The 11,859-nt window shown below is 63.4% G+C and carries 14 protein-coding genes; 6 read left to right on the top strand and 8 right to left on the bottom strand.

The window, feature by feature from the left end; genetic code table 11:
- Position 1: 1 nt before the first annotated feature.
- Complete coding sequence (gene grxD, locus ACVWZ4_RS24855; protein ID WP_063682471.1) at positions 2-328, bottom strand: Grx4 family monothiol glutaredoxin; 327 nt, start codon at positions 326-328, stop codon at positions 2-4.
- Between the two features lie 239 nt (positions 329-567).
- On the opposite strand from grxD, the gene egtB reads away from it, so the two are divergent.
- Complete coding sequence (gene egtB / locus ACVWZ4_RS24850) at positions 568-1,866, top strand: ergothioneine biosynthesis protein EgtB (RefSeq protein ID WP_456741408.1); 1,299 nt, start codon at positions 568-570, stop codon at positions 1,864-1,866.
- Between the two features lie 50 nt (positions 1,867-1,916).
- Positions 1,917-2,888, top strand: a complete 972-nt coding sequence (gene egtD, locus ACVWZ4_RS24845; protein WP_456704401.1) for an L-histidine N(alpha)-methyltransferase — start codon at positions 1,917-1,919, stop codon at positions 2,886-2,888.
- 12 nt (positions 2,889-2,900) lie between these two features.
- Here the strand turns inward: egtD and ACVWZ4_RS24840 are convergent, their stop codons facing one another.
- Both ACVWZ4_RS24840 and ACVWZ4_RS24835 read right to left on the bottom strand, forming a co-directional pair.
- The gene (locus ACVWZ4_RS24840; RefSeq protein WP_456741407.1) at positions 2,901-4,094 is read right to left on the bottom strand and encodes a low temperature requirement protein A; all 1,194 of its coding nucleotides are present in this window, start codon (positions 4,092-4,094) and stop codon (positions 2,901-2,903) included.
- A gap of 39 nt (positions 4,095-4,133) precedes the next feature.
- Positions 4,134-4,370: a BolA family protein gene (locus tag ACVWZ4_RS24835; protein WP_092228036.1), complete on the bottom strand. Its 237-nt coding sequence runs from the start codon at positions 4,368-4,370 to the stop codon at positions 4,134-4,136.
- Positions 4,371-4,565: 195 nt separating this feature from the next.
- On the opposite strand from ACVWZ4_RS24835, the gene ACVWZ4_RS24830 reads away from it, so the two are divergent.
- Complete coding sequence (locus tag ACVWZ4_RS24830) at positions 4,566-4,925, top strand: DUF427 domain-containing protein (RefSeq protein WP_456735604.1); 360 nt, start codon at positions 4,566-4,568, stop codon at positions 4,923-4,925.
- Positions 4,926-4,995: 70 nt separating this feature from the next.
- Here the strand turns inward: ACVWZ4_RS24830 and ACVWZ4_RS24825 are convergent, their stop codons facing one another.
- Positions 4,996-5,169 carry a DUF1328 domain-containing protein gene (locus tag ACVWZ4_RS24825; RefSeq protein WP_092228199.1) on the bottom strand — a complete coding sequence of 58 codons (174 nt, stop codon included), beginning with the start codon at positions 5,167-5,169 and terminating at the stop codon, positions 4,996-4,998.
- Positions 5,170-5,353: 184 nt separating this feature from the next.
- On the opposite strand from ACVWZ4_RS24825, the gene ACVWZ4_RS24820 reads away from it, so the two are divergent.
- Complete coding sequence (locus ACVWZ4_RS24820) at positions 5,354-6,544, top strand: acyltransferase family protein (RefSeq protein ID WP_456763702.1); 1,191 nt, start codon at positions 5,354-5,356, stop codon at positions 6,542-6,544.
- A 13-nt stretch (positions 6,545-6,557) separates the two neighbouring features.
- Here the strand turns inward: ACVWZ4_RS24820 and purL are convergent, their stop codons facing one another.
- Entirely contained in the window at positions 6,558-8,768 is a 2,211-nt protein-coding gene (purL, locus tag ACVWZ4_RS24815) for a phosphoribosylformylglycinamidine synthase subunit PurL (protein WP_456735606.1), read from the bottom strand.
- A gap of 184 nt (positions 8,769-8,952) precedes the next feature.
- Between purL and ACVWZ4_RS24810 the strand changes: the two genes are divergently transcribed.
- The gene (locus tag ACVWZ4_RS24810) at positions 8,953-9,414 is read left to right on the top strand and encodes a PaaI family thioesterase (RefSeq protein WP_456735607.1); all 462 of its coding nucleotides are present in this window, start codon (positions 8,953-8,955) and stop codon (positions 9,412-9,414) included.
- 26 nt (positions 9,415-9,440) lie between these two features.
- Here the strand turns inward: ACVWZ4_RS24810 and purQ are convergent, their stop codons facing one another.
- Genes purQ through purC form a run of 3 tightly spaced genes read right to left on the bottom strand, consistent with a single transcriptional unit; the run spans position 9,441 to position 11,162 of the window.
- Positions 9,441-10,142 (bottom strand): phosphoribosylformylglycinamidine synthase subunit PurQ, encoded by a 702-nt coding sequence (purQ, locus tag ACVWZ4_RS24805; protein WP_092228040.1) that lies wholly within the window; start codon positions 10,140-10,142, stop codon positions 9,441-9,443.
- Complete coding sequence (purS, locus tag ACVWZ4_RS24800) at positions 10,142-10,381, bottom strand: phosphoribosylformylglycinamidine synthase subunit PurS (protein WP_456704407.1); 240 nt, start codon at positions 10,379-10,381, stop codon at positions 10,142-10,144. The genes purQ and purS overlap by 1 nt, the downstream gene beginning before the upstream one ends.
- A gap of 13 nt (positions 10,382-10,394) precedes the next feature.
- The gene (gene purC, locus ACVWZ4_RS24795) at positions 10,395-11,162 is read right to left on the bottom strand and encodes a phosphoribosylaminoimidazolesuccinocarboxamide synthase (protein WP_172782948.1); all 768 of its coding nucleotides are present in this window, start codon (positions 11,160-11,162) and stop codon (positions 10,395-10,397) included.
- Positions 11,163-11,492: 330 nt separating this feature from the next.
- Between purC and ACVWZ4_RS24790 the strand changes: the two genes are divergently transcribed.
- Positions 11,493-11,816, top strand: coding sequence for a DUF1476 domain-containing protein (locus ACVWZ4_RS24790; protein ID WP_456735608.1), 324 nt, complete (start codon positions 11,493-11,495; stop codon positions 11,814-11,816).
- Positions 11,817-11,859 lie beyond the last annotated feature (43 nt).

Raw genomic sequence — 11,859 nt, 5'->3', positions numbered from 1 at the left:
ATCAAGCCGCGACGACGACGCCCTTCTCGGAGAAGAGCTGCTGCAACTCGCCGGCCTGGAACATCTCGCGGACGATGTCGCAGCCGCCGATGAACTCACCCTTGACGTAAAGCTGGGGAATCGTCGGCCAGTTCGAGAATTCCTTGATGCCGTTGCGCAGTTCGGCGGATTCCAGGACGTTGAGGCCCTTATAGCCGACGCCGATGTGGTCGAGGATCTGGACGACCTGGCCGGAGAAACCGCACTGCGGAAATTGCGGCGTACCCTTCATGAACAGAACCACGTCGTTCGACTTCACTTCGTTGTCGATGAATTCCGCGATGCTCATATCCGTGTCCTTCTGGGGCAGAGCCCTCACCAATTGCTTCGGGCCGGCTCAGCCGATCTGACCCGATACCTGCGTATATATGTAGCCCAAACCGTTGTGCATCCAAAGTAAAATGGCAAAGAGCAGCCCCCGACATCCGGCTGGGGCAGCCCCGGCGCCATTACATGATGACACGAATATCATCACCTGGGAGGACTTTCATACCGTAACGGAGCCCCCATTTAGGACGAACCTGGGTTTTGGAACCTGGTATCGCCAACAACGTTCTCTTGTCCTGTCTGGAGAAAAACGTGACGAAACAAGCCTCCGCACCGGCCAGTCCGCCGCTTTCGTCACAATCGGCCGCTTCTGTTGGCCTCGCCCGGAGGCTGGAGAGCGCTTTTCTCGCCGTCCGCAACGAGACCGAACGCCGGGCCGCACCGCTCTCGCCGGAGGACCAGCAGATCCAGTCGATGCCGGATGCCAGTCCCGTCAAATGGCATCGGGCCCACACCACCTGGTTCTGGGAGCAGTTTCTGCTCGGCGAGCATGCCCCGGGCTACCGGTCGTTTCACCCTGATTTCGCGTTCCTGTTCAATTCCTATTACGTCAGCGCGGGGCCGCGCCATGCCCGCAATCATCGCGGCGACATCACCCGGCCCAGCGCCACCGAGGTCGGCGCCTATCGCAGCTATGTCGATGCCGCCGTCGTCAAATTCTTCCGGGAGGCCGGCGAGGACAAGCTCCGCGCCGTCGCGCCGCTGGTCGAGGTCGGGCTGAACCACGAGCAGCAGCATCAGGAATTGATGTTCACGGACATCCTGCACGCCTTCGCGCAGAACCCGGTCTATCCGGCCTACGACAAGGAGTGGCGCTTTCCGTCCGCAACGCGCGCCGGGGACGACTGGCTGACGCTCAACGAAGGCATCCACACCGTCGGCCATGTCGACGACAGCTTCCATTTCGACAACGAGAAGCCCGCACATCGCGCGCTCGTCGGCCCCGTCAAGATCGCGCGCAATCTCGTCACCAACGGCGAATGGCTCGCCTTCATGCGCGACGGCGGCTACCAGCGTGCGACGCTGTGGCTGATGGACGGTTTCGCCGCCGCAACCAAGGAAGACTGGCAAGCCCCGGGCCATTGGCGCGAGGCCGACGGCGGATGGCAGGTGATGACGCTCGCCGGCCTCAAGCCGGTCGATCCAGACGCGCCCGTCTGCCACGTCAGCTATTACGAGGCCGACGCGTTCGCGCGCTGGGCGGGAAAGCATCTGCCGACCGAGATGGAATGGGAGGTCGCGGCACGCGCCGGCCAGCTCAATGACCCCTTCGGCATCGTCTGGCAGTGGACCCGCAGTTCGTATTCACCCTACCCGGGCTATCGCGCCGTCGAAGGCGCGCTCGGCGAGTACAACGGCAAGTTCATGGTCAATCAGCTGGTGCTGCGCGGTTCCTCGCTGGCGACGCCTGATGGTCACAGCCGCGTCACCTATCGCAACTTCTTCTATCCGCACCACCGCTGGCAATTCACGGGGTTGCGGCTCGCTGACTACGACTAGTTCTCATCCGACGACAAATGCGCGCCGGACAGCGCGTTCAGGAGAGTATCATGAATGTGCACGCCAGCGCTTTGGCCGAAGCCCATCTCCCCGACGAGCAGACCACCGCCTTCGCCCGTGAGGCCATCGAGGACCTCTCCCAGCAGCCGAAAAAGCTGTCGCCGAAATATTTCTATGACGCGACCGGATCGGAGCTGTTCGAGGCGATCACGCGCCTGCCGGAATATTATCCGACGCGCACCGAGCTTGCGATCCTGAGGGAGCGCGGCAGCGAGATCGCAAAGATCATTCCCGAGAATGCCGCACTGGTCGAGTTCGGCGCCGGCGCAACGACGAAAGTCCGCCTGCTGCTGAACCAGTCCAAATTCGCGGCCTATGTCCCCGTCGATATCTCCGGCGACTTCCTGAAGGCGCAGGCCAACGGGCTCAAGCGCGATTTCCCCTCGCTCGGCATCTATCCGGTGGCCGCCGACTTCACCACGCCGTTCGAGCTGCCGAAGGCAGTCGCGTCGATGCCGAAGGTCGGCTTCTTCCCGGGCTCGACCATCGGCAATTTCGAGCCGCATGAAGCGCAGGCATTCCTGAAGAGCGCCCGCCAGATCCTGGGCAAGGGCGCGCAGATGATCATCGGCGCCGACCTCGAGAAAGAGGAGCGCCTGCTCCACGCTGCCTATAACGATGCGGCCGGTGTCACCGCACGCTTCAACCTCAATGTTCTCGTGCGGATCAACCGTGAGCTCGGCGGCAATTTCGACCTCTCCGCCTTCACCCATCGCGCGATCTACAATCACGACCGGCACCGCATCGAGATGCACCTGATCAGCCGGAAGAGCCAGACCGTGCGTCTGCTCGGCACCAGCTTCTCGTTCCGGCCCGGCGAGAGCATCCACACCGAAAACAGCTACAAATACAGCCTCGAACGCTTCGCCGCGCTGGCGCAAGGCGCCGGCTGGCGGGTGCGCGAGAGCTGGACGGATGCAGCGAAGATGTTTTCGGTGCACGCGCTGGAGGCGGCGGAGTAAGGCTCCGGCGCCTTAATGCCTCTCAGCCTCGTCCGGCTGCGACCCGAGCGACACGGATTCCCACACCGCGACGACGATCATGATCACGCTGGTCGCCACCGTCAGCCACAGCGGCGAGAGATCGGCGGCGAACCACCACAGCGCCAGCAGCAGGATGATGCCGATGCCGTGGGACAGCTGGAGAAAGCCGCGGATCGAGTGCTTGAACAGGATGGTACCGACCAGGAACACCAGGGGACCACCGATCGTGCTGACGATGGTTCGGACGTCGGAATGACCCGAGGGGTGCTTCAGCACCAATTCGTCCGAGACCGCGGTCAGGATGATGCCGGCGACGATCGGCATGTGCAGATAGGTGTAGGCGAGCCGCGCCAGCCGGCCGGATTCGGCTGATTTCGAGATCCGCTCCGAGCCGGCCTCTGCGCCCTTGTCGAAATAGACCCACCACATCGCGATGCTGCCGACCAGCGCGGCGACGAAGGCCAGAATGTTCTCCGCGGTCCAGTCGAGTTCAGCAAAGGTCGCGCCGTTGACGACGACGGCCTCACCGAGCGCGATGATGATGAAGCCGGCGCAGCGCTCGGCCATGTGGCCGCCCTCGACGGCCCAGGCCCCGACCGAGGAGAAGCCGAGCTTCGGCACCCAGAAGCGCACGGCGGGCGAGACATATTCAATCGCGAGCGCCGCGATCCAGAACCACAGCCTCTCCTCTCCATGCGCCAAGCCGCCGAGGATCCAAAGCACCGCGGAGCCGCAGAGCCAGACCAGGATGCGGAGCGCGTTGTGCCGCACGGCGGTGCGATGGCGCGGCGTTGCGAACAGCCAGAACGCGGTGCGTCCGACCTGCATGACCGCATAGGCGATCGCAAACCACAGGCCACGACCGTCAAACGCGCTCGGGATGGTCGTCGACAGCACAAGGCCGCCGAGCATCATCAGGAAGATCAGGATGCGGACCGGCGTCAGCTCGGGATTGAGCCAGTTGGTGACCCAGGCGGTGTAGACCCACACCCACCACACGGCCAGGAACAGCAGCGTGACCTCGACCGCGCCGAGCGGCGTGAACTGGTGCAGCAGGGTGTGCGAAACTTGCGTAACGGCGAAGACGAAGACGAGGTCGAAGAACAGCTCGGCATTGGTGACGCGGCTGGGCTGGTTCGGCACGATCACGCGAAACATCGCGCCGCGCGGATTGTCCGCAGCCATCAGCGTCCCCGTCGCGCGATCAGGTCAGGTGCAATCCGTTCAAGGGCTTGGCACGCCGGTTTGCAGCGCCAGCGCATGCAGCACGCCGCCCATCTGGCCCTGCAGGGACCGGTAGACGATCTGGTGCTGCTGGACGCGGGACTTGCCGCGGAAGGATTCCGAAATCACTGTCGCGGCATAATGGTCGCCGTCGCCGGCTAGGTCACGGATGGTCACCTCGGCATCGGGGATCGCTGCCTTGATCATCGCCTCGATATCGTGGGCGTCCATGGGCATTCGGGTCTTGCTCCTGTGTCGTCGGCTCACAGCCTCGGCGTCGAATCGCTTGCCGGGGTCCCCTCGCCGGCAGCGCCAAACTTAGCGTGAACGGCCTTCTACGTCACGCCTTGCGGCACTATATCCCTGATCCCGTCAGGATAAAGCCACGACAAAGTGCCGCGCGCGGCGGATCGATCGAAAAGGCGTGACATCATGAAGCTTCCAGGCCCCGACCACCCGATCACGATCACCCGAAACCCCCGTCGCGTGCGCGTCACGGCGGGCGATCTCGTGATTGCCGAGAGCGCCAAGGCGCTGACGCTGAAGGAGGCCAGATATCCGGCGGTGCAATATCTGCCGCGGGAGGATGCCAACATGGCGCTGCTGGAGCGTACCGACCGCACCACCCATTGCCCCTACAAGGGCGACGCCAGCTATTACAGCATCAAGGTCGACGGCAAGACGCTCGACAACGCGATCTGGACCTACGAGACACCCTTCCCCGCGATGACGGAGATATCAGGCCATCTCGCCTTCTACCCGGACAAGGTGAAGATCGAGGAAGTGGGGTAGGCTCGCGCTGCAGCGCCACAATCATGGCCGGGCGCCGTCCCGGCCAACCACCTTCATGGCTGCTTGCGCCCTACGCCCTGAAGATCGTGAGCCCGAGGATCAGTAACACCAGGAAGATCACAACGAAGACATAGAACAGGAAACGGGCGACATCGGCCGAAGCCGCCGAGATGCCCGTGAAGCCGAGCACACCGGCCACGATCGAGATCAGCAGGAAAATCAGCGCCCATTTCAAGATCGTCATCGCCCGCTCCGCAGCATTGGCCACCGCCATCGGCGGCCTCTTACCCGTTTCGGAACGGTAACCGCGTCGCTCGGAACGGGTTCCTAGGGTCACGACAGAAGGTTGTCCCGGCACAAACTACGCTTGCTGAATCGGGTTCCCGGCGGCACAGTCCGGCCGGTACGGAAGCGCAATCGGGGCGACCATGATGACGATGTCACAGACCGCGGTACTCGGCGCCGAGGCGCAAGCCGAACCGAAGGCCAAGGCGCGCAATTTGTCGCTCGACCGCGCCCGCACCTTCCTGACGCTGGTGGTGCTGTTGCATCACGTCGTGATTCCCTACACCTATTTCGGCCATACCGACCCGAAGTTCTTCTTCGGCTTCGACATGATCGTGCTCGCCACCGACAGCTTCTTCATGGCGATGTTCTTTTTCCTGTCGGGCTTGTTTGCGTGGTCAGGCATCGCCCGCAAGGGAGCACGAACCTATTTGGCGGATCGCCTGCTGCGGCTTGGCCTGCCGTTCGTGATCTGCGCATTCACGATCATTCCGCTCGCCTATTACGCCATCTCGCTCCGGCACAACCCCGAGATCGGCTTCTCGGAATACTGGTGGAACATGGTCACGAAGGGCCCGTGGCCCAGCGGACCGATCTGGTTTCTCTGGGTTCTGCTCGCCTTCGATGTAGTCGCCTGCATCCTGCATCGACTATCGCCCAACCTGCTCGATCCCATCAATCGCCTTTCGCTGCACGGTCGGCGCCGGCCCGCAGCGTTCTTCGCGGTCATGCTTGCCGTCACTGCAGCCTTCTATGTTCCCGGGCTGATGTATTTCGGGCCAAGCAGCTGGTTCGAGTTCGGACCGTTCTCGGTTCAGCACGGCCGCGTGCTGCTCTATGCGAGCTACTTCTTTTTCGGGGCCGGCGTCGGCGTCGCGAATATGGATCGCGGGTTGCTCGCGCCCGACGGCCGGATGGCGAAGGTCAGCTGGGATTGGATGGTCTTGGCGATCGTTCCGTACTGCCTGCTCTGGGTGCTGATCTACATCAAGCGCGAAATACTGGGCAATCCGTCACCGCTGCCGAACTGGTATGAGGGGCTCTATGCGCTCTGCTTCGCCGTCTTCAGCGTGGCCATCATGTTTCTGATCCTGGCCTTTTTCCAGAGGTTCAGACAATCGGGCTCGGCCAAGCTCCTCGATCCGATGCAGGCGGACGCCTTTGGCATGTTTCTGGTGCACTACCCGATCGCGCTTTGGCTGCAATACTGGCTGTTCGACTATGAGCTGCCGGCGATTATCAAGGCGACGATTGGATTCGTGCTGACGGTCGCGTTCAGCTGGGCGCTGACGCGGGCCTTGCGCCAGATCCCCGGGGCAAAGAAGGTCCTGTGAGTGTGAAGGCGGCTCAGGCCGCCTTCCCACCCATATATTCCGGCAGAAAGCGCTCGTGCGATGTCCGCAGGCGCTCGATCGTAACCGGCGTTTCGCCCGCAATCGCGATGGCATCGCCGCCGGTGGTGCCGATCCGCACGCAGGGCACCTCGCAGCCGCGCATCTTGGCGAGCACGCGGCCGGCTTCGATTTCCGGCACGGTGACGAGATAGCGCGCCTGGTCCTCGCCGAACCAATAGGCCTGCGAGACGAGCGAGGTCGGCGCCGCAAGCAGCTTTGCGCCGATGCCGCTCGCGATCGCCATTTCGGCGAGTGCGATCAGGAGACCGCCGTCGGAGAGGTCGTGCACCGCGGTCGCGGTGCCCGCATGGATCATGCCGCGCACGCAATCGCCGTTGCGCTTCTCGGCGGCGAGATCGACCGGCGGCGGCGCGCCCTCCTCGCGACCGCAGATGTCGCGCAAGTAGACGGACTGACCGAGCCAGCCATGGGTCTCGCCGACCAGGAGGATCGCTTCGCCCTCCGCCTTGAAGGCGAGCGACGCCGATTTGGTGAAGTCGTCGAGCAGACCGACGCCGCCGATCGACGGTGTCGGCAGGATCGCGCGGCCATTGGTCTCGTTGTAGAGCGAGACGTTGCCCGAGACGACCGGGAAATCGAGTGTGCGGCAGGCTTCCGAGATGCCCTTCAGGCAGCCCACGAACTGGCCCATGATCTCAGGGCGCTCAGGATTGCCGAAGTTGAGATTGTCGGTGATCGCGAGCGGCTTGCCGCCAACCGCGGTGATGTTGCGCCAGGCTTCCGCGACCGCCTGCTTGCCACCTTCAAACGGATCGGCCTCGCAATAACGCGGCGTGACGTCGACGGTCAGCGCCAGGCCCTTCGGCCCGTCCTGCACGCGCACGACGGCGGCGTCGCCGCCGGGGCGCTGCATGGTGTTGCCGAGAATGACGTGGTCGTACTGCTCCCAGACCCAGCGCTTGCTGCACATGTCGGGCGTTCCGATCAGCTTCTCCAGGGCAGCGCCGAGCGCCATCGGCGCCGGCACCTCGCGCGCATGCACGATCGGCAACGCAGCAGACGGGACATGCGGACGGTCATAAAGCGGCGCTTCGTCGCCGAGCTCCTTGATCGGCAGATCGGCCATGACGTCGCCGCCATGCTTGACCACGAAACGCTTGCTCGGCGTGGTGTAGCCGACCACGGCGAAGTCGAGGCCCCACTTCTTGAAGATCGCCTCGGCTTCCTTTTCCTTCTCGGGTTTGAGCACCATGAGCATGCGCTCCTGGCTCTCCGAGAGCATCATCTCATAGGCGCTCATGCCGGGCTCGCGCGTCGGCACCGCGTCGAGATCGAGATCGACGCCGAGGTCGCCCTTGGCGCCCATTTCCACTGCAGAGCAGGTCAGACCCGCCGCGCCCATGTCCTGGATCGCGATGACGCAACCCTTCTCCATGATCTCGAGGCAGGCCTCTAACAGCAGCTTTTCGGCGAAGGGATCGCCGACCTGCACGGTGGGGCGCTTCTCCTCGGATTTGTCGTCGAACTCGGCCGACGCCATCGAGGCGCCGTGGATGCCGTCGCGGCCCGTCTTGGAGCCGAGATACACGATCGGCATGTTCACGCCGGAGGCCGCCGCATAGAAGATCTTGTCGGCATCGGCGAGGCCCACCGCCATGGCGTTGACCAGGATGTTGCCGTCATAGCGGGTGTGGAAGCGCACCTGGCCGCCGACCGTCGGCACGCCGAAGGAATTGCCGTAGCCGCCGACACCTGCGACGACGCCGGAGACCAGATGGCGCGTCCTGGCATGCTCGGGCGCACCGAAGCTCAGCGCGTTCAGGCAGGCGATCGGGCGCGCGCCCATGGTGAACACGTCGCGCAGGATGCCGCCAACGCCTGTCGTCGCACCCTGATAGGGCTCGATGTAGCTCGGGTGGTTGTGGCTCTCCATCTTGAAGACCACGGCCTGGCCGTCGCCGATGTCGATGACGCCGGCGTTCTCGCCCGGTCCCTGGATCACCCAGGGCGCCTTGGTCGGCAGGCCCTTGAGATGGATGCGCGAGGATTTGTACGAGCAGTGCTCGTTCCACATCGCCGAGAAGATGCCGAGCTCGGTAAAGGTCGGCTCCCGCCCGATCAGCTTCAGGATGCGCTCATATTCGTCGGGCTTGAGCCCGTGGGCGGCAACCAGTTCGGGGGTGATCTTGGGTTCGTTCTTCATGGATTTTGGGCTTTCGGCGGCGTTTGGCCGTTCTTAGGAACATCGGGGGCTCTCGAAAAGCCCTTTATGGCGCATTTTCCCGCTGTCCCACGTTTTGCAAGCGGGGTCGGCGGCGATCCGGAATTGCAAGGCGCTGACGGATCGGATTTAAGGGCCAAAGACCCGCAATTGAAGGCCTATTTCCTTGCACGAACTGACCAAAGCCCCGCCGCCCCGCCGTCCCGACCTCCACATCGCCACCGAGGGGGAATTTGAGGGCTGGCGGACCTGGATTCGCGACAGTTTTGAATCCCATGTCGGCCCCTTCTGGCATCGGATCGAGCCCGACGGCAGCGTCCGCTGCGCCTTCCGGGTCGAGAAAAAGCACCTCAACGGCTCCGGCAACGTCCATGGCGGCTGCTATATGGCGTTCGCGGACTACTCCCTGTTCGCGATCGCCACCCATGTCCTGGATAGCAGGGCCGTGACGACCAATTTTGCCTGCGAATTCCTCGATGCGGCCCGGGAGGGCGAGCTGATCGAATGCACCGGCGAAGTCAGCCGCGCCGGCGGTTCGCTGATCTTCCTGCGCGGCAAGATGATGTCAGGCACGCGGCAATTGTTCACGTTTTCGGGCACGATCAAGCGGGTGAAGCGGAAGGCCTGAGGCCGCCGCATAGCTTCAACGCGAGATCACGCCGCCTTTTCCAGATGCGCGGTGAGGCCGGCGAACAGGCCGCGGCCGTCGGTGCAGCCCATGATGTCTTCGACGTGGTTCTCGGGATGCGGCATCATGCCGAGCACGTTGCCCTTGTCGTTGACGAGGCCGGCGATCGAATGCGCCGCGCCGTTGATGTTGTGGCTTTCATCAACCAGCCCGTCCGCAGAGCAGTAGCGATAGAGCACCCGCCCCTCGCCCTCGATGCGCTTGATGGTCTCTTCATCCGCCTCGTAATTGCCTTCGCCATGGGCCACCGGCACGCGGATCACCTGACCGGCATTGTAGCCGCGGGTGAACGGCGTATCGGAACGCTCGACGCGCAGATGCACGTCCTTGCAGATGAATTTCAGCCGCGCATTGCGCATCAAGACGCCCGGCAGCAGGCCGGATTCGCAGAGAATCTGGAAACCGTTGCAGACGCCGAGCACGAGGCCGCCCTTGGCCGCATAGTCGCGCACCGCGTCCATCACAGGCGCCCGCGCCGCGATCGCGCCACAGCGCAGATAATCGCCATAGGAGAAGCCGCCCGGCACCACCACGAGGTCGGTGCCCGCAGGCAGCGACGTCTCGGCGTGCCACACCATCGCGGGCTCGTGGCCCGAGATCAGCTTCAACGCCCGCGCCATGTCGCGCTCGCGATTGATTCCGGGAAAGACGAGGATGGCGGCTTTCATCAGAGCAGCTCGACCCGATAGTTCTCGATCACGGTGTTGGCGAGCAGCTTGTCCGCGGCATCCTTCAGCGCGGCTTCGGCCTTGGCCCTATCGGCGCCGGCGAGCTCGATGTCGAACACCTTGCCCTGCCGCACGCTGGCGACGCCATCGACGCCGAGCGATTTCAGCGCGCCTTCGATGGCCTTGCCCTGCGGATCGAGGATGCCCGTCTTCAGGGTAACGGTAACACGTGCCTTCACGTCGAAATCCTCTTCAGCTCTTCACCAGCACGGGACCCGTGCCCTGCGGTCGCTCGTTCTCCATGAGGATGCCGAGGCGCTTTGCGACTTCCGTGTAAGCCTCGAGCAGGCCTCCAAGGTCACGGCGGAAACGATCCTTGTCGAGCTTCTCGTTCGACTTGATATCCCACAGACGGCAGCTGTCCGGCGAGATCTCGTCAGCGACGATGATGCGCATCATCTCGTTCTCGAACAGGCGGCCGCACTCCATCTTGAAGTCGACGAGGCGGATGCCGATGCCGAGGAAAAGGCCGGTGAGGAAATCGTTGACGCGGATGGCCAGCGCCATGATGTCGTCGATCTCCTGGGGCGTGGCCCAGCCGAAGGCGGTGATGTGCTCTTCCGACACCATGGGGTCGTTGAGCTGGTCGTTCTTGTAATAGAACTCGATGATCGAACGGGGCAGCTGCGTGCCCTCCTCGATGCCAAGGCGCTGCGACAGCGAGCCGGCGGCAACGTTCCGCACCACCACTTCGAGCGGCACGATCTCGACCTCGCGAATCAACTGCTCGCGCATGTTGAGACGGCGGATGAAATGGGTCGGCACCCCGATGTCGTTGAGGTGCTGAAACAGGTACTCCGAGATGCGATTGTTGAGGACACCCTTGCCCTCGATCACCTGATGCTTCTTCGCATTGAACGCGGTGGCGTCGTCCTTGAAGTGCTGGATCAGGGTACCGGGCTCCGGACCTTCGTAAAGAACCTTTGCCTTGCCTTCATAAATGCGACGCCGACGGCTCATTGGGATGTACCGTGTTTTGTTGAAATCCATGTATTTGGTGTGCTCCGGTTACCAGGTTACGACCCACAGCGGAGCTGCCGTGAACGGCCTGGAACCCATCAAATTTCCAAAGAAAACCAAAGGAAACAGAACGGGAACCGAGCCTTCAGGCAACCTATCCGATTGGCTGTCCCAGCACAATCGATCCGGCCCTTCCGACGCTGACTTATACCGCCTTGCCTGCGGCTTTACGGCTCGTTGTTTCGCCGATCCTGCCCTCTATCTAGGCATGCGTGGGGGCCCTTGCAACGAGGGCCACCACGGCCAGAGACCGAAGGACTCGGAAGACGCATGAGCGAATTCGACAAGCGCGAAGAAGGCTTTGAGAAGAAATTTGCCCTCGATGAGGAGCAGAAATTCAGGGCGGAGGCTCGCCGCAACCGGCTGCTGGGGCTGTGGGCGGCCGAAAAGCTCGGAATCACGGGCGATGCCGCCGCCGCCTACGCCAGGGAGGTGGTCGCGGCCGATTTCGATGAGGCCGGCAGCGGCGGCGTCCTGCGCAAGCTCGCGGCCGATTTCGCTGCTGGGAATGTGGCCCTCACCGAGCAGGCGATTCGGAGCAAGATGAGCGAGCTGATGGCGGTCGCGGCTGCGGAGGTGAAGGCCGGGAAGTAAGCTTCACAGCGGGCGGCGGATGGCCACGCGCCGCCCGCCCTCT

The sequence above is a fragment of the Bradyrhizobium sp. USDA 4472 genome, assembly GCF_054058595.1.
The sequence above is the reverse complement of the archived record's forward strand: the minus strand, read 5'-3'. Positions and strand labels throughout refer to the sequence as shown.